The organism is Pseudomonas sp. DD1 (genome assembly GCF_044510355.1).
Taxonomy (GTDB): domain Bacteria; phylum Pseudomonadota; class Gammaproteobacteria; order Pseudomonadales; family Pseudomonadaceae; genus Aquipseudomonas; species Aquipseudomonas shahriarae.
In genome coordinates this window covers 34,099-53,886 of the sequence record NZ_MSAJ01000009.1, presented here as the reverse complement: position 1 = coordinate 53,886, position 19,788 = coordinate 34,099, and the positions used below count along the sequence as shown (strand labels likewise).

Genomic DNA, 19,788 nt, shown 5'->3' with positions numbered 1-19,788 from the left:
CGGGCAAAAAACAAGCCGAGGATTATACCCGAGCTATGACCTCACACGCCAGCTGAGGTCGGGTTTGATGCGGAAACATTCTGTTTTAAGAGGTCGCGCATCTGTTTTGCTATCTGAATTTGCTCTTCAGCCGACAATCCCGGCTGCCTTGCTCTCTTGATGAGTTCATCGAGGGTCTGCGTGTGCTGGCCCGCGGATAACCTAGTAATGGTGTCTAAAAACTGTTGTTCAAGGTTATCGCCGTCAATTAGCCACTCCTTTTCCGCGAGAGCCTTCAACAAGCGGCCTTGTTCCGTGCCGTGCCAGCGAGCCATAAGCTGAATAGAGTTTAGCTTAGGATTTTTCTGTACGGCCTCGATCAGGGCAATTAGCACCTGGGCATAGGTGTTGCTTTCGTTGGCAAAATGTTCGGCGCTTTCCACTTTTCCCGCCAGTTGCGGATGGTGGATCAGGGTGCGCAGGGCAATCAGTGTCGGCGCCTCCACGGCCACCGGCGTGCGCGGGGCGTAGGCCTCGTCGCGATCGCCGCGCTTGCCGTTTTTGCTCCAGGGCTTCTTGTCCCATTTCTTGCCGCCGGCGCCGGGTTTCTTCGGCGTCCAGTCCTGTTGAGGCACAAAGGCTTCTTGGGGCTGGTGGAAGTCAGCGTAGTCCGGCATGGCATCGTAGTCGAAGCCCGGGTCATAGGCCGGTGGCGCGTCCTGGGGCGCGCTGTGCACCAGCTGGCTGACCGCTTCGCCGCTCAGGCCGGTGATTTCCAGCAGGCGCTGGCGCATCAGGGCCTTGAGGTTGGCGCCGGGCACCTTGTCGATCAGCGGTGCCGCGAGGGTGGCCATGTGGGCCTTGCCTTCGAGGGAGCGCGGATCGGCTTCTTCGGTCAATTGCTGGAAAAAATAATCGGCCAGCGGCTGTGCGTGCTGGTGGATGCGCGCGCGAAACGCGTCGGTGCCTTCGGAGCGCACCAGGGTGTCCGGGTCTTCGCCTTCGGGCAGGAACAGGAAGCGTGCGCGGCGGCCATCCTGCAGGCTCGACAGGGTGGCCTCGAGGGCACGCCATGCCGCATTGCGCCCGGCCTGGTCGCCGTCGAAACAGAACAATACGCTGGGCACCACACGAAACAGGCGCTTCATGTGCTCTTCGCTGGTGGCGGTGCCGAGGGTCGCGACGGCATTGCGCAGGCCTTGCTGGGCCAGGGCGATCACGTCCATATAGCCTTCAACCACGATGATTTCATCGAGGTTGCGGTTGTTTTTGCGCGCTTCAAACAGGCCGTAGAGTTCCTGGCCCTTGTGAAAAACCGGGGTTTCCGGGGAGTTCAGGTATTTGGGCTTGTCGTCACCCAGTACTCGGCCGCCGAAGGCGATGATGCGGCCACGGCTGTCGCGGATCGGGAACATCACCCGGTCGCGGAAACGGTCATAGCGCTTGCCGGTCTCGGCGTTTTCCACCAGGAGGCCGGCGTCGATCATGGCTTTTTGCTGCAGGGTGTCGCTGCTCAGGTGCTTGTACAGGTTGTCCCAGCCCGGCGGGGCGAAGCCCAGGCCGAAGTCGCGGGCGATTTCCCCGGTCAGGCCGCGGCCCTTGAGGTAGTCCACGGCGGCCTTGCGCTGCGGATGGCTTTTCAGGGCCTGGCGGTAGAACTCGGCGGCGGCGGTGAGCAACGGGTACAACGGCGAGTCGGTGGGCTGGCGTGGTTTGTGCGGCCGGCCACTTTCTTCGCGGGGGATTTCCATGCCGGCGGCTTTGGCCAGTTCCTCGACGGCCTGGGGGAAATCCAGGTTGTCGTGGTCCATGATAAAGCCGAGGGCATTGCCGCCCGCGCCGCAGCCGAAGCAGTAGTAGAACTGCTTGTCGGGGCTGACGCTGAACGATGGGGTCTTTTCTTTGTGGAATGGGCAGCAGGCCGTGTAGTTCTTGCCGGCCTTTTTCATTTGCACGCGTGAGCTGACAACATCGACGATGTCGGTGCGGTTCAGAAGGTCGTCAATAAAGCTCTGGGGAATTAGCCCGGCCATGGCGTTCTCGTCATCACTGCGTGTAAATGAGAGCCCGTGACGCACTCAAGACGCGCATGTTGGCGGCTTGATCATCAAATGTCTGTTTGGGCTGTCAGGAAGTGTATCTGTCGAGTGTTCACTGACGGTAGTTCCAATCAGTCTTCGACGTGTTTGAAAGTGTTGCCCTGGAGTCCGGTCGCGGCCAGTGCGGCCTCGGGAGCTCATCATGGGGCACAGTCGACCTATTGATCGCCTGCTTGGAAAATAAGTGTGCTCGTCAGTAGCCTTGATAGGCTCGTCAGAAGAGACGCGCACCGCTGGCAAAAGAGCCAGTCCTGACGTGTGAAGCTTTGTCTCGGTCGCATGTGCGGCGTCGACGGTGAAGCATCAAGCGATATCCGCAAATGCCAACAGCCCGGCTGAGGGCCGGGCTTGGCAGAAGCTTGCTACGAACGTCTGTGTATTAGTACAGACGAACGGCGCGGCGCTGCTCGCGCTGAACTTTCTTGGCGTGACGCTTAACAGCGGCTGCTGCTTTGCGCTTACGCTCAGAAGTTGGCTTCTCATAAAATTCGCGGCTACGAACTTCAGCCAGAACACCGGCTTTTTCGCAGGAGCGCTTGAAACGACGCAGAGCTACGTCGAAGGGTTCGTTCTCTTTTACTTTGACGGCTGGCATCCAGAGCTACCTTCTTTCATTACCGGGAATCAACGTTCTCGTCGCAAAAAATTCGCGGCTGAGGTCGTCGGTTTTTAAGGGTTGCGGATGTTAACCCCTCATTGCCCGGAATGCAAAGCCTCTGATCGAAAACCGCTAGTCGGGAGGGGAAGTGGCGACTATTATGCGCGCCTTCGAATTCAGCCTCTACAAGGCGCAAACCCATGTTAGTACTGGGCTTAGAAACCTCCTGCGACGAGACCGGCGTCGCGCTTTACGACAGTGAACGCGGGCTTTTGGCCGATGCGCTGTTCAGTCAGATCGACCTGCACCGGGCCTACGGCGGCGTGGTGCCCGAGCTTGCCAGCCGGGATCACGTCAAACGCATGCTGCCACTGATTCGTCAGGTGTTGGACGAGGCCGGTTGCGTCGCCACCGAGATTGATGCCATCGCCTATACCGCCGGCCCGGGATTGGTCGGGGCCCTGCTGGTTGGGGCCTCCTGCGCCCAGGCGCTGGCGTTTGCCTGGGGTATTCCAGCCCTCGGCGTGCACCATATGGAAGGCCATTTACTGGCGCCGATGCTGGAAGAAAACCCGCCTGGGTTCCCGTTCGTCGCTTTGTTGGTTTCCGGTGGCCATACGCAGCTGGTTCAGGTCGATGCAATCGGCCAGTACACGCTTCTGGGGGAGACCCTGGACGATGCTGCCGGCGAGGCTTTCGACAAGACCGCCAAGATGATGAACCTCAATTATCCCGGTGGTCCGGAAATCGCGCGTCTGGCGGAAAAAGGCGTGGCCGGGCGCTATACCTTCCCGCGCCCGATGTGTGATCGCCCTGGCCTGATGTTCAGCTTCAGTGGCTTGAAAACCTTTGCCTTGAACACCTGGCAGCAAAGCGTCAGCGCCGGGGACGACAGCGAGCAAGCCCGTTGCGACATCTCTCTGGCGTTCCAGCAGGCGGTGGTGGAGACTTTGACCATCAAGTGCAAGCGTGCCTTGAAACAGGCCGGTATGAAGCGCCTGGTCATTGCAGGCGGCGTCAGCGCCAACAAGGCCTTGCGTCTGTCATTGGAAAAAATGCTCGGCGACCTCTATGGCGAGGTGTTTTACGCTCGCCCCGAGTTCTGCACCGACAACGGCGCGATGATCGCCTTCGCCGGTTGCCAGCGGTTGCAGGCTGGGCAGCATGAAAGCCTGGCCATCAGCGTGCAGGCGCGTTGGCCGATGGAGCAATTGCCGCCGTTGTGATCGACGAACATGAGGCGGGTTCAGCCGGCGTATTTAAAAATGCCGTTCGCGCCCGGCAAACAGGTCGCGTAAATTGCCGCGATGGCGCCATACAATCAGCAGGGTGAGTACGCTCATCGGTAGCAGGGCCGCCGGCTCCTGCCAGGCCAGCAATGGCAGGGTCAGGGGCGTGGCGATCAATGCGGCAAGGGAGCTGGTGCGGGTCAGGTAGAACGTCAGCAGCCAGGCGACCACCGCTAGCAGGGCTGCCGGTGGGTAGATCCCCAGCAGCATGCCGGCCGCCGTCGCGACGCCCTTGCCACCGCGAAAGCGAAAGTACAGCGGGAACAGATGGCCGAGGACGGCGCATACACCGATCCAGGCTTGTTGTTGCAGGGAGAGGCCGGCGAGATCGGCGATCAGTACGGGCAAAAGGCCTTTGCACACGTCGCCAAGCAGCGTGAGTACGGCGAGCTTCTTGCCGGCCAGGCGCAACATATTGGTGGCGCCGGCATTGCCTGAGCCACTCATTCGCGGGTCGGGATTTCCCGTCAGGCGGCTGAGCAAGATGGCAAAGGACAGCGAGCCGAGCAGGTAGGCGAGGGTCGCCAGTAACCAAGACATGCTAACTATTCCGGGCGAGGACGCCTTGATTCTAACGGGGCATTGCGCCCTTGTCGTGCTGTGGAGAAGAGTGCTTGGACAGAGTGTTTATCGAAGGCCTGGAAGTTGACACCGTAATCGGGGCCTACGACTGGGAGCGCGGTATCCGTCAGTGCCTGCGCCTGGACCTGAGTTTCGCCTGGGACAATCGCCCCGCCGCAGCCGGTGATGACCTGACCCTGGCCCTCGATTACGCCAGTGTTTGCACACGCATCCAGGCGTTTGCCGAGCAGGCGCAGTTCCAACTGGTGGAAACGTTCGCCGAGCGCCTGGCGCAAGTCTTGATGGAGGAGTTCCAGATCCCCTGGCTGCACCTCAAGTTGACCAAGCCCGGTGCCGTCCCGGCCGCCAAGGGCGTGGGCGTGGAGATCGAGCGCGGATGTCGCTAACTCAGGTTTACCTTGGTCTTGGCAGTAATATCGAGCGCGAGCCCCATTTGCAGGCGGGGCTTGAGGCGTTAGATGGCTTTTTGACCGATATGCGTTGTTCCGCCGTGTTCGAAAGCCAGCCGGTGGGGATCAAGAGTGGGCCGTTTTTCAACCTGGTGGTGTCGGCGTATACCGATCTGTCGTTGCTGGAGTTGGACCGCCGGTTGAAGGTCATCGAGGCTGACAATGGCCGTTACGCGCCGGATCGCAAGGGCTTGCCCCTGGATATTGATGTGCTGCTGTATGGCGACCTGACAGGGAATTTCGATGGGCTGGTGTTGCCGCGCGCAGAGATCCTGAAGAACGCCTTTGTGCTGTGGCCGCTGTCGTTGATGGCGCCGGAGCGTGTGCATCCTGAAGTGGGCAAGACATTTGCCGTGCTGTGGCGGGATGCACAGATTGAGCAGGTGCTGGCCCCGGTTGCCTTCAAATGGCGCGACCGGCAACTGACTCCGGACGCTCTTCTGTAGGCGCGGGCAAGCACTAGGCGTCCCCCCGCTCCTGCAGTGAATGGTGTTCTTTGTAGGCTTTCAGGGCCTTGAGCCGCTCACGCTTGAGAGCCTCACCCAGTTCCGGGCCCTTGAAGCCTTTCTCCAGCAATGGCGCCACCGCCACCCCCCGTGCTACCCGCGCAGCACCGCGTAAATAATCCGCCTGTGGATAACTTCGCTGCTCAAGGCCCTTGCGGCCCCGTGCGTCCATTTCGCAGGCGACAACAAACTCTTCAAAACGCTGTGGTCGGCGGAACACGTCAAAACTCTGCAGCAACTCCAGCAGGGTCGAGGCTTTCAGCTCCAGGGCGCGATGGCCGTGGGTGTGATACTCGCCAACCAAAAGTGCCAGTTCCTGGCAATCCTTCGGTACTTTGAAGCGTTCGTTGACCGCTCTGATCAGCTTCAGGCCCCGCTGCTCGTGAGCAATATGCCGGGGCAACTTATCCACAGGGGTCAGGCCCTTGCCCAGATCATGCAGCAGGCAAGCCCAGCGCACAGTCAAGGGGTGGGCGTGGAGGGCTGCCTGTTCCAGCACGCTCAGGGTATGGATGCCGGTATCAATTTCCGGATGGTGGGCTTCGGGTTGGGGGACACCGAATAGCGCGTCCACTTCCGGCAGCAAGGTTTTCAGGGCGTGGCAGTCGCGCAGCACCTGGATAAACACCTGGGGTTGATCTTCCATCAGCGCCCGGGAAATTTCCTTCCAGCTGCGCTCCGGGGTCAGGGCATCCAGTTCGCCAGAGTCACTGAGTTGGCGCATCAGTTCCAGGGTTTCGGGGGCGACAGTGAAACCGAGGCTGGCATAACGTGCGGCAAACCGTGCCACCCGCAACACACGTAAGGGATCTTCGGCGAACGCCGGGGAAACGTGGCGCAACACTCGGGCTTGCAGATCGCGTTGGCCATGATAGGGATCGGTCAGGTTGCCGTCGTCGTCTTCAGCCATGGCGTTGATGGTCAGGTCGCGACGGATCAAGTCTTGTTCGAGGGTGACTTCAGGGCTGGCATGAAACACAAATCCGCCATACCCCCGGCCGCTCTTGCGCTCGGTACGGGCGAGGGCGTACTCCTCGTTGTTTTTCGGGTCCAGGAACACCGGAAAATCAGCGCCTACAGGCCGATAGCCCAGGGCGAGCATTTCTTCGGTGGTGGCGCCTACGACGACCCGATCGACATCGGTAACGGGAATGCCCAGCAAGCGATCACGTACCGCTCCGCCGACTTTGTAGATTTGCATGAAAAAGCCTCCATTAGCCCTACAGGATAACGCCTGTGCCAGGCCAATGGAGGCATTGCTGCATCAAAGGTGAACCACGGCCAGGTCCAGGCGGCCGTAGTCGTTGTCGTTGTGTTCGTTGCGCGGCGGAACATGGTGGGTTTTCATGATCTGGTCGCCTTGCAGCGTCTCCAGATGGATATCAAAACCCCATAGCCGGTGCAGGTGCTTGAGCACTTCATCCGTGGATTCGCCCAGGGGTTTGCGGTCGTGCTGCTGGTGGCGCAGGGTCAGGGAGCGGTCGCCGCGCATATCGATGCTGTAGATCTGCACGTTGGGCTCGCGGTTGCCCAGGTTGTACTGGGCCGCCAGGGTCTCGCGGATGGTGCGGTAACCGGCTTCGTCGTGAATGGCAGGTACCAGCAGGTCGTCCTTGAGGTCGTCATCCATAATGCTGAACAGCTTGAGATCACGAATCACCTGGGGCGACAGGTACTGCAGGATAAAGCTCTCATCCTTGAAGCTGCTCATGGCGAACTTGAGGGTCGATAACCAGTCGCTGCCGGCGATCTCCGGGAACCAGCGGCGATCTTCCTCGGTCGGGTGTTCGCACATGCGCCGGATATCCCGGTACATGGCAAAGCCCAGGGCATAAGGGTTGATGCCGCTGTAGTAGGGGCTGTCGAAGCCTGGCTGGAAGACCACGCTGGTATGGGAGGTGAGGAACTCCATCATGAAACCGTCGGTCACCAGCCCTTCGTCGTAGAGGTCGTTTATCAGGGTGTAATGCCAGAACGTAGCCCAGCCTTCGTTCATCACCTGGGTCTGGCGCTGGGGGTAGAAATACTGGGCGATCTTGCGCACGATCCGCACGATCTCCCGTTGCCACGGCTCCAGCAACGGGGCGTGCTTTTCCAGGAAGTACAGGATGTTTTCCTGGGGTTCGCTGGGGAAGCGTGCATTGTCTTTGTCGCTGTTCTTGTCGGCGCGCTTGGGGATGGTGCGCCACAAGTCGTTGATCTGCTTTTGCAGATGCTCTTCACGGTCCTTCTGCCGCAGCCGTTCCTCTTCGGCGGAAATGGGGTAAGGGCGTTTGTAGCGGTCTACCCCGTAGTTCATCAAGGCATGGCAGGAGTCGAGCAGGTCTTCCACGGCGTCGATCCCGTGGCGCTCCTCGCATTGCATGATGTACTGCTTGGCGAACACCAGGTAATCAATGATCGAACTGGCGTCGGTCCAGGTGCGGAACAGATAGTTGCCCTTGAAGAAACTGTTGTGGCCGTAGCACGCATGGGCCACCACCAGTGCCTGCATGCAGATGGTGTTTTCTTCCATCAGGTAGGCGATGCACGGGTCGGAGTTGATCACGATTTCGTAGGCCAGGCCCATCTGGCCGCGGCTGTAGGACTTCTCGGTGCTGAGGAAGTGCTTGCCGTAGGACCAATGGTGATAGCCCAGGGGCATGCCCACCGAGGCATACGCGTCCATCATCTGTTCGGCGGTGATCACTTCGATCTGGTTGGGATAGGTATCCAGGGCATAACCGGCCGCAATGCGGCTGATTTCCCGGTCATAGGCCTGGATCAGTTCGAAGGTCCATTCGGACCCCGTGGAAATGGGTTGGCGCTTATGCTCTTTGGCGGTCATGTCACTAACCTGCGCTGGAAGAGTTCACGGAAGACCGGATAGATATCGCCGGCCGAGACCAGTTGTTGCTGGGCGAAGGTATCGGCGAAGGCTTCACCGATGCGCTCGTATTCAAACCACAGGGCCTGGTGCTCGCGGGGGGTAATCTCCACATAAGTGTAGTACTGCACGAACGGCATGATCTGGTTGATCAGGATGTCGCGGCAGATGGGCGAGTCGTCGTTCCAGTTGTCGCCGTCGGAAGCCTGGGCCGCGTAGATGTTCCATTCGTTGGCTGGGTAGCGCTCAGCCATGATTTCCTGCATCAGTTTCAGCGCACTGGACACGATGGTGCCGCCGGTCTCCCGCGAATAGAAAAACTCTTCTTCGTCGACCTCGCGGGCGCTGGTGTGATGGCGGATAAACACCACGTCGATCTTGTCGTAGTTACGCTTGAGAAACAGGTACAGCAGAATAAAGAAGCGCTTGGCGATGTCCTTGGTCGCCTGGGTCATGGAGCCGGAAACGTCCATCAGGCAGAACATCACCGCCTTGGAGCTGGGGTTGGGTTGCTTGACCAGCAGGTTGTATTTCAAGTCGAAGGTGTCGAGGAACGGCACGCGGTGGATACGCGCGCTGAGTTTCTCGATTTCTGCTTCTATTTCCTGGATATCGCCGAAGTTGTCCGGCTCTTCGCGCTTCAAGCGCGCCAATTCTTCCTTGGCTTCCCTCAGTTTGGCGCGGCTGCTGCCAGACAGGGCGATACGCCGTGCATGGGCCGAACGCAGGGTGCGGATGATATTGATGCGCGAGGGGTTGCCCTCGTTGCTGATACCGGCGCGCACGGTCTTGAAGGTGTCAGTGCCGGTCAGGTTGCGCTTGACCAGGTTGGGCAGCTCCAGGTCCTCGAACATGAATTCGAGGAATTCCTCCTGGGTAATCTGGAACACGAACTCATCCATGCCTTCGCCGGAGTTGCCGGCCTTGCCTGGGCCTTTGCCGCCGCCACCGCCCTGAGGGCGCTGGATATGCTCGCCAGTGGTGAATTCCTTGTTTCCCGGATGAACCACGGTCTGTTTGCCGCCGCGGCCGTGATGCAGCACCGGTTCGTCGATGTCTCGGCCGGGAATGCTGATCTGCTCGCCGTGCTCCATATCGGTAATGGAGCGGCGACTCACCGCCTCTTCGACGGCCTTTTTGATGTGGTCACGGTAACGCCGCAGGAACCGCTGGCGGTTTACCGTGCTCTTGTTCTTGCCATTGAGGCGTCGGTCGATCACATAGCTCATAGGGAGCCCTCCGGGCAGCTTCACGTTACAAGCTTCAAGCCGAGAGCTGGAAGCTTAGAGACAAGCGGTCAGCTGCCAGGCCAGGGGCCCGGCAGCGCACGCCTGTCGCTGCCTTACTGCGATTTGCGCACCCGCAGGTACCACTCGGAGAGCAGCCGTACCTGTTTGTCGGTGTAGCCGCGCTCGACCATTCGTGTGACGAAGTCGTTGTGTTTTTGCTGGTCCTCCTTGCTGGCCTTGGCGTTGAAGCTGATGACCGGCAGCAGATCCTCGGTGTTGGAGAACATTTTCTTCTCGATGACCACCCGCAGCTTCTCGTAGCTGAGCCAGGTCGGGTTCTTGCCGTTGTTGTTGGCCCGGGCGCGCAGTACGAAGTTGACGATTTCGTTGCGGAAATCCTTCGGATTGCTGATGCCGGCCGGTTTTTCGATCTTCTCCAGCTCTTCGTTGAGGGCTACGCGGTTGAGGATCTCGCCGGTTTCGGGGTCGCGGTATTCCTGATCCTGGATCCAGAAGTCGGCGTACAGCACATAGCGGTCGAAGATGTTCTGGCCGTATTCGCTGTAGGACTCCAGGTAGGCGGTCTGGATCTCCTTGCCGATGAACTCGATATAGCGCGGCGCCAGGTACTCTTTGAGGAAGCGCAGGTAACGCTCGCGGGTTTCAGCCTGGAACTGCTCCTGTTCGATCTGCTGCTCCAGTACATAGAGCAGGTGTACCGGGTTGGCGGCGATCTCATGGGGGTCGAAGTTGAAGACCTTGGACAGGATCTTGAAGGCGAAGCGGGTCGACAGGCCATTCATGCCCTCATCGACGCCCGCCGTGTCGCGGTATTCCTGGATCGACTTGGCCTTGGGATCGGTGTCCTTGAGGTTCTCCCCGTCGTAGACGCGCATTTTCGAGTAGATATTCGAGTTTTCCGGCTCCTTGAGACGCGAGAGCACCGTGAACTGGGCGAGCATCTTCAGGGTGTCTGGCGCGCAATGGGCCTTGGCCAGGGAACTGTTGAACAGCAATTTGTCGTAGATCTTGATTTCATCGCTGACCCGCAGGCAGTACGGCACCTTGACGATATAGATCCGGTCGATGAAGGCTTCGTTGTTCTTGTTGTTGCGGAAGGTGTGCCACTCCGATTCGTTGGAGTGGGCCAGCAGGATGCCAGTGAACGGAATCGCCCCGAGGCCTTCGGTACTGTTGTAGTTGCCTTCCTGGGTGGCGGTGAGCAGTGGGTGCAGCACCTTGATCGGCGCCTTGAACATCTCCACGAACTCCATCAGGCCCTGGTTGGCCCGGCACAGTGCGCCCGAGTAGCTGTAGGCATCGGCGTCGTTCTGCGGGAATTCCTCCAGCTTGCGGATATCCACCTTGCCCACCAGCGCGGAAATATCCTGGTTGTTTTCATCCCCCGGTTCGGTCTTGGCGACGCCGATCTGGTTGAGAATCGACGGATAGAGCTTCACCACCCGGAACTGGCTGATATCGCCGCCGAACTCGGCCAGGCGCTTGGTGGCCCAGGGCGACATGATGGTGTTGAGATAGCGCCGTGGGATGCCGAAGTCTTCTTCGAGAATCGCGCCATCTTCTGTGGCGTTGAACAGGCCCAGGGGCGATTCGAACACCGGAGAGCCCTTGATCGCGTAGAAGGGCACCTTTTCGATCAGTTGCTTGAGTTTTTCGGCCAGGGAAGATTTACCGCCGCCCACGGGGCCGAGCAGGTAGAGAATCTGTTTCTTCTCTTCCAGGCCCTGGGCGGCATGGCGGAAGTAGGAGACGATCTGGTCGATGCATTCTTCCATGCCATGGAAGTCTTCAAAGGCCGGGTAGCGGCGGATCACCTTGTTGGAGAATATTCGCGACAGCCGCGAGTTGTTGGAGGTGTCTACCAGCTCCGGTTCGCCAATCGCCAGTAGCAGGCGCTCGGCGGCAGACGCATAGGTGCTGCGGTCCTTTTTGCACAGCTCAAGATACTCCTGCAGCGTGAGTTCTTCCTGCTGGGTGGACTCGAAGCGTTGTTGGAAGTGGCTAAAAATACTCATGACGTCGTCACCTCGCTCGATACGTGGAGCCGACGCCGGATCAATCAGTCGATGCTGGCAGCCAGTGGCGTTTGCCGTGGCCATTTCCCCCCAGAACACCCTGAAACGCTACCGATGACCCGCACGCCGGTGTACCGGCTCTCCCCTGTTTTGGATGGCCTGCGCTTAATGATAGTTGGGAATCCGGGAGGTCAAGGCGAGATGCCTAATTAGTTTGGGTGCGCCGTTTCTCAGAAACGGCGCGAGCCCAAGCGTCACGCGGGGTAGCGGGGTTTGAAAAAAATTATTGCGAATTGCCTGTGGCAGTTTCCGCAGGATACGTCGTACGCCACAGCTCAAAGCCGCCGTCCAGGCTGTAGACATCGGAGAACCCCTGGCTGACCAGATAGGCCGCCGCGCTCTGGCTGGAATTGCCGTGATAGCAGGCCACGATCACTGGCGCGTCGAGGTCGGCGGCGCGGATGAAATCGGCAATGTTGTGGTTGTCCAGGTGCTGTGCGCCCTTGATGTGGTTCAGGGCGTAAGTCTGTGGATCACGGATATCCACCACCACGGCGCCTTGCTCACGCAGGGCCTGGGCTTGTTCGGGAGGGATACGTTTGAATTCGCTCATGGCGGGCTCCTTGGGCGGGCGGCAAGCGGCGTTTAGCGCTTGGCGGCAGCCGGCAGTGTAACGGGAAGGGGGGATTCACACTGGCAGCTCAGGCGCTCGCCGGTGTCGATGTTCATCAGGGTCATGGCTCCGCCCCAGACACACCCGGTGTCGAGGGCAAATACCCCGGGCTCGTCGCAGTGACCTTCAAGGGCGGCCCAGTGACCGAAGATGATCTTCGTTTCGCGGGTCTTGCGCTCCTTGTGGGTAAACCAGGGCTTGTAGCCGGGCAGGGCGGTTTCGGCGCCTTCCTTGCTCTTGAGGTCGAGTTTGCCTTCGGCGGTGCAAAAGCGCATGCGCGTGAAGTAGTTGGTAATGACCCGTAGGCGGGCAACGCCGGTCAGATCGTTATCCCACTTCACTGGCTCATTGCCGTACATGCCGTCCAGGTAGGTGGCGAACAGCGTGTCATCGGCCAGGGCGGTTTCAACCTCGGCAGCACATTTAAGGGCTTTTTTCAGGCTCCACTGCGGTGGTATGCCGGCATGCACCAGGACGGTATTGCGGCCCTCGTCGTAGTGCACGAGCTTTTGCCGGCGCAGCCAGTCCAGCAACTCGGCGCGATCCGGAGCTTCGAGGATTTCGCGCAGGGTATCGCCCTTTTTCAGGCGCTCGATGTTATTGCCGACCGCCAGCAGGTGCAGGTCATGGTTGCCCAGTACGCACACCAGGGCGTCGCGCATGCCATAAAGAAAGCGCAGGGTTTCCAGGGATTGCGGGCCACGGTTGACCAGATCGCCCACCAGCCACAGACGATCTTGGGCTGGGTCGAAGGCTACACGGTCAAGCAGGCATTTGAGCGGCTCCAGGCAGCCTTGCAGGTCGCCGACAGCATAGGTTGCCATCAGTGCAGGGCTCCCGGTACCGCCAGGCGGAAGGGGGCGATGATGGCGTCGAAGTGTTTGCCGTCTTCGGCAAGCATCTGATAGCTGCCTTGCATCGTGCCGACCTTGGAGGTCATTACGGTGCCGCTGCTGTAGGTGTGGCTGGCGCCGCTGTCGATCAGTGGCTGTTGGCCGATGACACCCGCACCGCGCACTTCCTCGACATGGCCGTCGCCGTCGGTGATGACCCAATGGCGCGACAGCAGCTTGGCGGCCACCTGGCCGTTGTTCTTCACCGTGACGGTGTAGGCAAAGGCAAAGCGGTTCTGTTCAGGTTGCGATTGTTCCGCCAGGAAGCGGGTGACGACGCTGACGTCGATCTGATAGCGAGGATCGGACATGCAAGAGGCCTTAAGAGCAAAAGCGGAGGACAGCAGATGCGGATCAGTCTAGGCCATGAGGAGGGCACTAGGCCAGACATGTGTCTGGCTTGGTAAACGATGCCGTCCTGGCAGATGACGAAGCGCTACCAGTGTCGCGCGGCGCAAATGTGGGAGCTGGCAAGCCCGCACACATTGGAACTGCGGCTGGCGCTGGGAGTGGGGCCAGCAAAAACAAGTGTGGGAGCTGGCAAGCCTACTCCCACATGTGGATCGCGTTGCAGCAAGCCTCTGCGGCTTATTCCGCCGTCGGCGCTGGCTGGATAGCTAGCTGGTCCGCCAGGCGTACAAACGCGGCCAGGTCCAACTGCTCCGGGCGCAGGCTGCCGTCGACACCGGCGGCTTCGATCTCGGCGTTGCTCAGCAATGCCTTGAGTGTATTGCGCAGGGTCTTGCGGCGCTGGTTGAACGCTTCACGCACTACCCGCTCCAGCAGGCGATGATCCTTGGCCGGATGAGGAAGGACCGCGTGGGGCACCAGACGCACAATCGCCGAATCGACTTTCGGCGGTGGATTGAACGCGCCCGGCCCAACATTGAACAGGTGCTCGACCCGGCAGTGGTACTGGACCATGATCGACAGGCGACCCCAGTCACCGCCGCCAGGGCCGGCGGCCAAGCGCTCGACCACTTCCTTCTGCAACATGAAATGCATGTCGCGGATGATCCCTGCGTTGTTCAGCAGGTGAAAGATCAGTGGCGTGGAGATGTTGTACGGCAAGTTGCCGACCACGCGCAGGCTGTTGGGGGCGGCATTGAGGCTGGTGAAGTCAAACTTCAGCGCGTCGCCCTGGTGCAGGTTGAAGTTGGGCATGCCAGCGAATTGCTGGTTGAGGATCGGGATCAGGTCCTTGTCCAGCTCAACCACATCCAGTTGGCCGCCGCTATTGAGCAGGCCCTGGGTCAGTGCGCCCTGGCCCGGGCCGATTTCCAGCAGGCGGTCTTCGGGCTTGGCATGGATGGAGCGCAGGATGCGGTCGATAACGCCGGCATCGTGCAGGAAGTTTTGCCCGAAGCGCTTGCGCGCCCGGTGTTGGTAATGCTCGGTCATATACGGGTCTCGGCCATCTGATAGGCGGTTTCCAGGGCCACGTGCAGGCTGCCGGTATCGATCTTGCCGCTGCCCGCCAGGTCCAGGGCGGTGCCATGGTCGACGGAGGTGCGGATGATCGGCAGGCCCAGGGTCACGTTGACTGCGGCGCCGAAACCTTTGTATTTCAGCACGGGCAGCCCCTGGTCATGGTACATCGCCAGCACTGCATCGCAGTGCTCCAGATATTTGGGGGTAAACAGAGTGTCCGCAGGCAATGGGCCGCGCAGGTCCATGCCGTCTTGGCGCAGGCGCTCTAGTGTCGGTTCGATAATGTCGATTTCTTCATGGCCCAGGTGGCCGCCTTCACCCGCGTGGGGGTTGAGGCCGCATACCAGGATTCGCGGCTGGGCGATGCCGAATTTTTGTTGCAGGTCAGCGTGCAGGATGCGCGTTACACGCTCCAGGCGCTCGGGGGTAATGGCATCGGCAATCTGGCGCAAGGGCAGGTGAGTGGTCACCAGTGCCACGCGCAGGCCGCGGGTTGCCAGCATCATCACCACTTGTTCGGTGTGGGTCAGTTCTGCGAGAAACTCGGTATGCCCGGAAAAGGCGATGCCGGCTTCGTTGATCACGCCTTTATGCACGGGCGCGGTGATCATCCCGGCGAAGTCGCCGTCGATGCAGCCTTGTCCGGCCCGGGTCAGAGTCTCCAGGACGAAGGCGGCGTTGGCCTTGTCCAGTTGCCCGGCGACTACCTTGGCCTGCAGCGGGGTGTCCCACACGTACACGCTATTGGCAGGTGCCGGCTGGTCGGGCCAGTTGCCCGGCGAAACGGGCAGCAAGTCGACAGCCACGCCCAGTTGCGCGGCCCGCTCAAGGAGCAGGTCGCGGCTGGTAATGGCAATCAGGGGGTAAGGCTGGGCTTGCGCGGCGAGCAGCAGGCACAGGTCTGGACCTATGCCGGCCGGCTCGCCGGGTGTCAATGCGAAACGCTGGGGTTTCACTGGACTGCCTGGTCGGTGCCTGTTGTGTCGGCGCCAGGAAGCTTGTTTTCCACGTAGGCTTCGTCACGGATCTGACGCAGCCAGGTTTGCAGCTCTTCGTCGTATTTGCGGTTCCGCAGTACGGTCAGTGCTTGCTGCTCACGGGCCTGGCTGGTGTTGTCGGTGGCGCGGCGGCCAAGGACTTCCAGGACATGCCAACCGTATTGGGTCTTGAACGGCTTGGACAGCACGCCTTGGGGCGTATCGTTCATGACTTGCTGGAACTCGGGTACCAGGGCTCGTGGGTCGATCCAGTTCAGGTCGCCGCCGTTAAGGGCAGAACCCGGGTCTTCCGAAAAGCTTTTGGCCAGGGTGGCGAAGTCTTCACCGCCTTCGATGCGCTCATAGATCTTTTGCGCCAGTTCCTTGGTTTGAGCCTCGGTGCGGATTTCGCTTGGCTTGACCAGGATATGGCGAACATGCACTTCGTCTTTCAACGAAGTTTCACCGCCGCGGCGTTCCAGCAATTTCAGAATGATGAAGCCGCCAGGGGTGCGCGCAGGTTGGGTGATGCCACCTACTTCCATGGCGCTCAGCTCACGGTCAAACGGCGGTGGCAATTGAGCAGCTTTACGCCAGCCCATGTCGCCGCCTTCGAGAGCGTTGTCGCTGCCGGACTGGGCGATTGCCATCTGGGCAAAGTCGGCACCGGCCTTGAGACGGTCATAGATCGCCTGGGTCTTGGCCGCTGCGGCATTGAGTTGCTCGGCGTTGGCGCTGTCCGGTGTCGGGATCAGGATATTGGCCAGGTGCAGTTCTTCGGAGAGCTGCATCTTGCCCAGGTCCGAGGCCAGGAAGTTCTTCACTTCCTGCTCCGATACCTGCACACGTTCGGCCACACGGCGCTGACGCACACGGCTGATGATCATTTCGCGGCGGATCTGGTCACGGGCGTCCTCATAGGACAAACCGTCACGGGCCAGGGCCGCACGAAACTGATCAATGCTCATGTTGTTGCGTTGAGCGATGGTGCCGACGGCCTGGTTCAGTTCTTCGTCGGTGATGCGGATGCCGGAGCGGTCGCCAATCTGCAATTGCAGGTTTTCGACGATCAGGCGTTCCAGCACCTGCTGGTCCAGGACGCTGGTCGGCGGCACGCCACCACCACGCTTGGCGATGGTTTGCTGAACTTCCTTGACCCGTTGGTCCAGTTGGCTCTGCATGATCACGTCGTTATCGACGATGGCCACCACCTTGTCCAGCGGTTGCACTGCAGCGTGTGCCGCTGCAGTACCCAGGAACAGCGCGCCCAGCATCAGCGGGCGCAGACAATCAGAAAGCTTGATCTTCACGTTCACGATAACCTTGGATGCCTTTGTCGAGGAAGCTCTCTACCTTGGCGCCAGTCAGGCCGCCGAGTCCTTTGAGGACGATTTGGAGGAAGAGCCCGTGGTCGCCTTTTTCGTTCTGCGGGGCGATCTGGGTGTATTCGTCGTTGGAAACCCAATAACGGTTGATCACGCGCAGTTTCCAGCAGCAGTTGTCGTATTCGAAGCCACCAAAGGCTTCCAGGGTACGGTTGCGTGCATAGTCATACTGCCATCGGGTGATCAGGTTCCATTGTGGAACGATCGGCCACATCATCGAGAAATCGTGTTGCTGGATTTTGTAGTAATCCTTCTCGAAACCTGGTTGCCCTTCAGTGCCGTAATCACCACCAAACTGCCACTTACCGGTCAACTGGTTGTAGACAACCTGGTCGTTACGATAGCGATAGCCAACGTTGATAACCTTGTTCGGGTTGTCTTCCGGCTGGTAGTGGAACATCGCGCTGCCGGAGCGGGCGGCGTGACTTTCAGTATCCCAGTTGTAATCGGCAGTGGCGCGCCAGTCGCGGTTAAAGCGGAACTCGTAGTCCAGAGCGATTGGTGAGACGTCCGACTGCGAGTCGGCGCGGTCGGCGGCAACGATGCCAGGCAGTTGGACCTCGCGGTCCTTGAAATACAGCGCCTGGCCGATGGCAACACGTTGACGCTCGAAACCGTTCTCTTCGATCCAGCGGCTGGTCAGGCCAAGCGACAGTTTATTTTCGTCGCCGATCCGGTCAGTGCCCGAGAAGCGGTTGTCGCGGAACAGCGAGTTGTAGTTGAACGTGGTTTCGCTGCTATCGAACACCGGGATATCGGACTGGTCTTTCTCTGGAACATAGAGATAGAACAGGCGCGGTTCCAGGGTCTGGGTGTAGTCCTTGCCAAACCACTGGGTGCTGCGGTCAAAGAACAGCCCGCTATCGACACTGGCGATTGGAATGGCGCGATCTTGCGAACTCTTGAACTTCTGGCCCGCATCAATCATTTGCTGCTTGCCAGCGCCGTCGAGATCAAGATCGTACTTGGTGTAGGCGTACTTGAGCTTTGGCGTGATGAAACCGTAACTCGAACTCATCGGCAACGATACGCTTGGAGCCGCGTTCAAGCGCGTGCCGTTTGCACGGGTTAGCCCTCTCACGTAGGTGTCCAGACGTGGTTCGCCGTTGGGGAGCGGACCTCCATCTTTATTGAAGATATTGCCAGTCCTCAAATCCCGATCAAACCGGACAGCCTCGGCGTCATAAGCAAAGTACAGCCCACCAGGACGGTAAGGCAGTGCACCATTGATGGTTAACTGCGGCAACCGGTTGTACGGAGTGATCTGGGAGATCGTCGCCAGCTCGTAGGCTTGCAAATTCAACTGAGCGGTATAGGTATCGCCGCGATAGCTGGCAGCACCTTGCTGGTTGACGAACTCACGAGACTCAACGCCAATCTGATTGGACTTCAGATCCTGGAAGTAGAACGGATCGCTGATCTTGGTGTAGTCGATCTGAGTCAACAGCCGCGAATCCAACCCGCCCTTATGCTGCCAATTGAGCATATAGCGGGTTTTGTTGTAGTCGCTCTGCTTCTTCCGCTCGTCGCTGTCATCGTTCAGGTACGCGCCGCCGAACTGACCTTCGCTGGACTTGGTGAGGTAGCGGAATTCGCCTTCCATCAACATGCCGCGCTTGGTCATGTATTGCGGGTACAACGTGGCATCGTAATTCGGTGCCAGGTTGAAGTAGTACGGTGTCACCAGCGTGAAGCCACTTTCCCCACCCGAGCTGAAGCTCGGCGGCAGGAAGCCGGACTGACGACGATCGTCAATCGGGAAGTAGATGTACGGGGTGTACAGGATCGGGATGTTCTTGACCCGCAACGTCGCGTTGGTCGCCGTACCGAAGCCGGTGGCCGGGTTCAACGTGATGTTGTTACCGCGCAGCTGCCAGGCATTGCTGTCTGGCTCGCAGGTGGTGTAGGTACCGTCCTTGAGGCGGATGATCGCGTTTTCGGCACGCTTGGCGTACAGCGCGTTACCGCGGATGCGCGACTTGTGCATTACGTACTCGGCGTTGTCGATCTGCGCGGCGCCGGTGTCCAGTTGGACCTGGGCATGGTCGCCGACGATCAGCGCGCCATTGTCGCGCATGCGCACATTGCCGTTCAGCTCGCCACGGTTCTCGGCCTGGTACAGGCTGGCCTCTTCGGCCTCGACCTGCATGCTGCCCTGACGCATGACCACGTCACCGGCCAGGGTGGCGACCTGGGTGTCCTGCTCGTAACGAGAGGCCTTGGCACCGATGAAGGTCGGTGCGTCGCTCTTGTCCGTCTTGTCGTTCATGCCAGGACGGAGCGGCTCGACGTACGCACCGGCGCAATAAGGACCGGTTTCGGCCAGTTGCGCAGCAGTGAGTTTCTCCCGAGGGACCCAGTCCAGGTGGCTGTAGTCAGCGCTGCGCGAACGCAGGCCACGGCCCTTGGATTCGGTGACCAGCTTGGTCTGCGGCACGGCTTCGGCACCAGCAGCTTCGCCTTGCGGCGTGCCGTTGGCCGAGCTGACGGCACTGCCGTCATGCACCGGGCGCGGTGGTAAAGGGGCTGCGCTGGCTTTCGGCGCGCAATCCCAGGCACCCGAAGCAGAGACTGAGCAGTCATACTGTTCCGCGGCGACCACGAATGAGGTGGCGAAGGGTTGCATGGCCAGCAGACTGCCGGTTACCAGCAACGGAAATTTTCTACGAAACGCGGGGGATTTCAATGCCATCTTATTAGTCCGGGCTTCCTGCGTGCCATCTGCCCGCGGTGTGGGCCGCACGCCTCTCGATGGTCTGAAAAAGATGCGTGATAATAAAGCATGACCCGCTTGAC

General features: G+C 59.9%; 17 protein-coding genes. 3 read left to right on the top strand and 14 right to left on the bottom strand.

Annotation, left to right across the window (positions count from 1 at the left end; translation table 11 throughout):
* Positions 1-41 precede the first annotated feature (41 nt).
* A complete protein-coding gene (gene dnaG / locus PSFL_RS07155) occupies positions 42-2,012 on the bottom strand; it encodes a DNA primase (protein ID WP_115129134.1) in 1,971 nt (656 codons plus the stop codon).
* A gap of 445 nt (positions 2,013-2,457) precedes the next feature.
* Positions 2,458-2,673, bottom strand: a complete 216-nt coding sequence (gene rpsU / locus PSFL_RS07150; protein WP_002551877.1) for a 30S ribosomal protein S21 — start codon at positions 2,671-2,673, stop codon at positions 2,458-2,460.
* 203 nt (positions 2,674-2,876) lie between these two features.
* On the opposite strand from rpsU, the gene tsaD reads away from it, so the two are divergent.
* Positions 2,877-3,902 (top strand): tRNA (adenosine(37)-N6)-threonylcarbamoyltransferase complex transferase subunit TsaD, encoded by a 1,026-nt coding sequence (tsaD, locus tag PSFL_RS07145; protein ID WP_397469845.1) that lies wholly within the window; start codon positions 2,877-2,879, stop codon positions 3,900-3,902.
* Positions 3,903-3,935: 33 nt separating this feature from the next.
* On the opposite strand, the gene plsY is transcribed toward tsaD, so the two are convergent.
* Positions 3,936-4,505 carry a glycerol-3-phosphate 1-O-acyltransferase PlsY gene (plsY, locus tag PSFL_RS07140; RefSeq protein ID WP_397469844.1) on the bottom strand — a complete coding sequence of 190 codons (570 nt, stop codon included), beginning with the start codon at positions 4,503-4,505 and terminating at the stop codon, positions 3,936-3,938.
* Between the two features lie 74 nt (positions 4,506-4,579).
* On the opposite strand from plsY, the gene folB reads away from it, so the two are divergent.
* Together folB and folK are read left to right on the top strand one after the other, a co-directional pair.
* Positions 4,580-4,933: a dihydroneopterin aldolase gene (folB, locus tag PSFL_RS07135; RefSeq protein ID WP_057440310.1), complete on the top strand. Its 354-nt coding sequence runs from the start codon at positions 4,580-4,582 to the stop codon at positions 4,931-4,933.
* Positions 4,924-5,442, top strand: a complete 519-nt coding sequence (folK, locus tag PSFL_RS07130; protein ID WP_170045209.1) for a 2-amino-4-hydroxy-6-hydroxymethyldihydropteridine diphosphokinase — start codon at positions 4,924-4,926, stop codon at positions 5,440-5,442. Before folB ends, folK begins: the two co-directional genes overlap by 10 nt.
* Positions 5,443-5,455: 13 nt before the next feature.
* Here folK and PSFL_RS07125 read toward each other — a convergent pair whose 3' ends face one another.
* The 11 genes from PSFL_RS07125 to PSFL_RS07075 form a co-directional block, all read right to left on the bottom strand.
* A complete protein-coding gene (locus tag PSFL_RS07125) occupies positions 5,456-6,703 on the bottom strand; it encodes a multifunctional CCA addition/repair protein (protein WP_169960147.1) in 1,248 nt (415 codons plus the stop codon).
* 63 nt (positions 6,704-6,766) lie between these two features.
* The gene (locus PSFL_RS07120) at positions 6,767-8,329 is read right to left on the bottom strand and encodes a SpoVR family protein (protein ID WP_057960791.1); all 1,563 of its coding nucleotides are present in this window, start codon (positions 8,327-8,329) and stop codon (positions 6,767-6,769) included.
* Positions 8,326-9,597, bottom strand: coding sequence for a YeaH/YhbH family protein (locus PSFL_RS07115; RefSeq protein ID WP_057444302.1), 1,272 nt, complete (start codon positions 9,595-9,597; stop codon positions 8,326-8,328). The genes PSFL_RS07120 and PSFL_RS07115 overlap by 4 nt, the downstream gene beginning before the upstream one ends.
* Positions 9,598-9,710: 113 nt before the next feature.
* Entirely contained in the window at positions 9,711-11,633 is a 1,923-nt protein-coding gene (locus PSFL_RS07110; protein WP_017739508.1) for a PrkA family serine protein kinase, read from the bottom strand.
* A 283-nt stretch (positions 11,634-11,916) separates the two neighbouring features.
* The gene (glpE, locus tag PSFL_RS07105; protein ID WP_057440313.1) at positions 11,917-12,246 is read right to left on the bottom strand and encodes a thiosulfate sulfurtransferase GlpE; all 330 of its coding nucleotides are present in this window, start codon (positions 12,244-12,246) and stop codon (positions 11,917-11,919) included.
* A 32-nt stretch (positions 12,247-12,278) separates the two neighbouring features.
* Positions 12,279-13,130, bottom strand: coding sequence for a symmetrical bis(5'-nucleosyl)-tetraphosphatase (locus PSFL_RS07100; RefSeq protein WP_057960790.1), 852 nt, complete (start codon positions 13,128-13,130; stop codon positions 12,279-12,281).
* Positions 13,130-13,510: a Co2+/Mg2+ efflux protein ApaG gene (apaG, locus tag PSFL_RS07095; RefSeq protein WP_057960789.1), complete on the bottom strand. Its 381-nt coding sequence runs from the start codon at positions 13,508-13,510 to the stop codon at positions 13,130-13,132. Before apaG ends, PSFL_RS07100 begins: the two co-directional genes overlap by 1 nt.
* A 277-nt stretch (positions 13,511-13,787) precedes the next feature.
* Positions 13,788-14,600: a 16S rRNA (adenine(1518)-N(6)/adenine(1519)-N(6))-dimethyltransferase RsmA gene (gene rsmA, locus PSFL_RS07090; protein WP_057440316.1), complete on the bottom strand. Its 813-nt coding sequence runs from the start codon at positions 14,598-14,600 to the stop codon at positions 13,788-13,790.
* Entirely contained in the window at positions 14,597-15,586 is a 990-nt protein-coding gene (pdxA, locus tag PSFL_RS07085; RefSeq protein ID WP_200655928.1) for a 4-hydroxythreonine-4-phosphate dehydrogenase PdxA, read from the bottom strand. Before pdxA ends, rsmA begins: the two co-directional genes overlap by 4 nt.
* Positions 15,583-16,917, bottom strand: coding sequence for a peptidylprolyl isomerase (locus PSFL_RS07080; RefSeq protein WP_169960149.1), 1,335 nt, complete (start codon positions 16,915-16,917; stop codon positions 15,583-15,585). The genes pdxA and PSFL_RS07080 overlap by 4 nt, the downstream gene beginning before the upstream one ends.
* Positions 16,898-19,684 carry an LPS-assembly protein LptD gene (locus PSFL_RS07075; RefSeq protein ID WP_057440319.1) on the bottom strand — a complete coding sequence of 929 codons (2,787 nt, stop codon included), beginning with the start codon at positions 19,682-19,684 and terminating at the stop codon, positions 16,898-16,900. Before PSFL_RS07075 ends, PSFL_RS07080 begins: the two co-directional genes overlap by 20 nt.
* Positions 19,685-19,788: the final 104 nt, after the last annotated feature.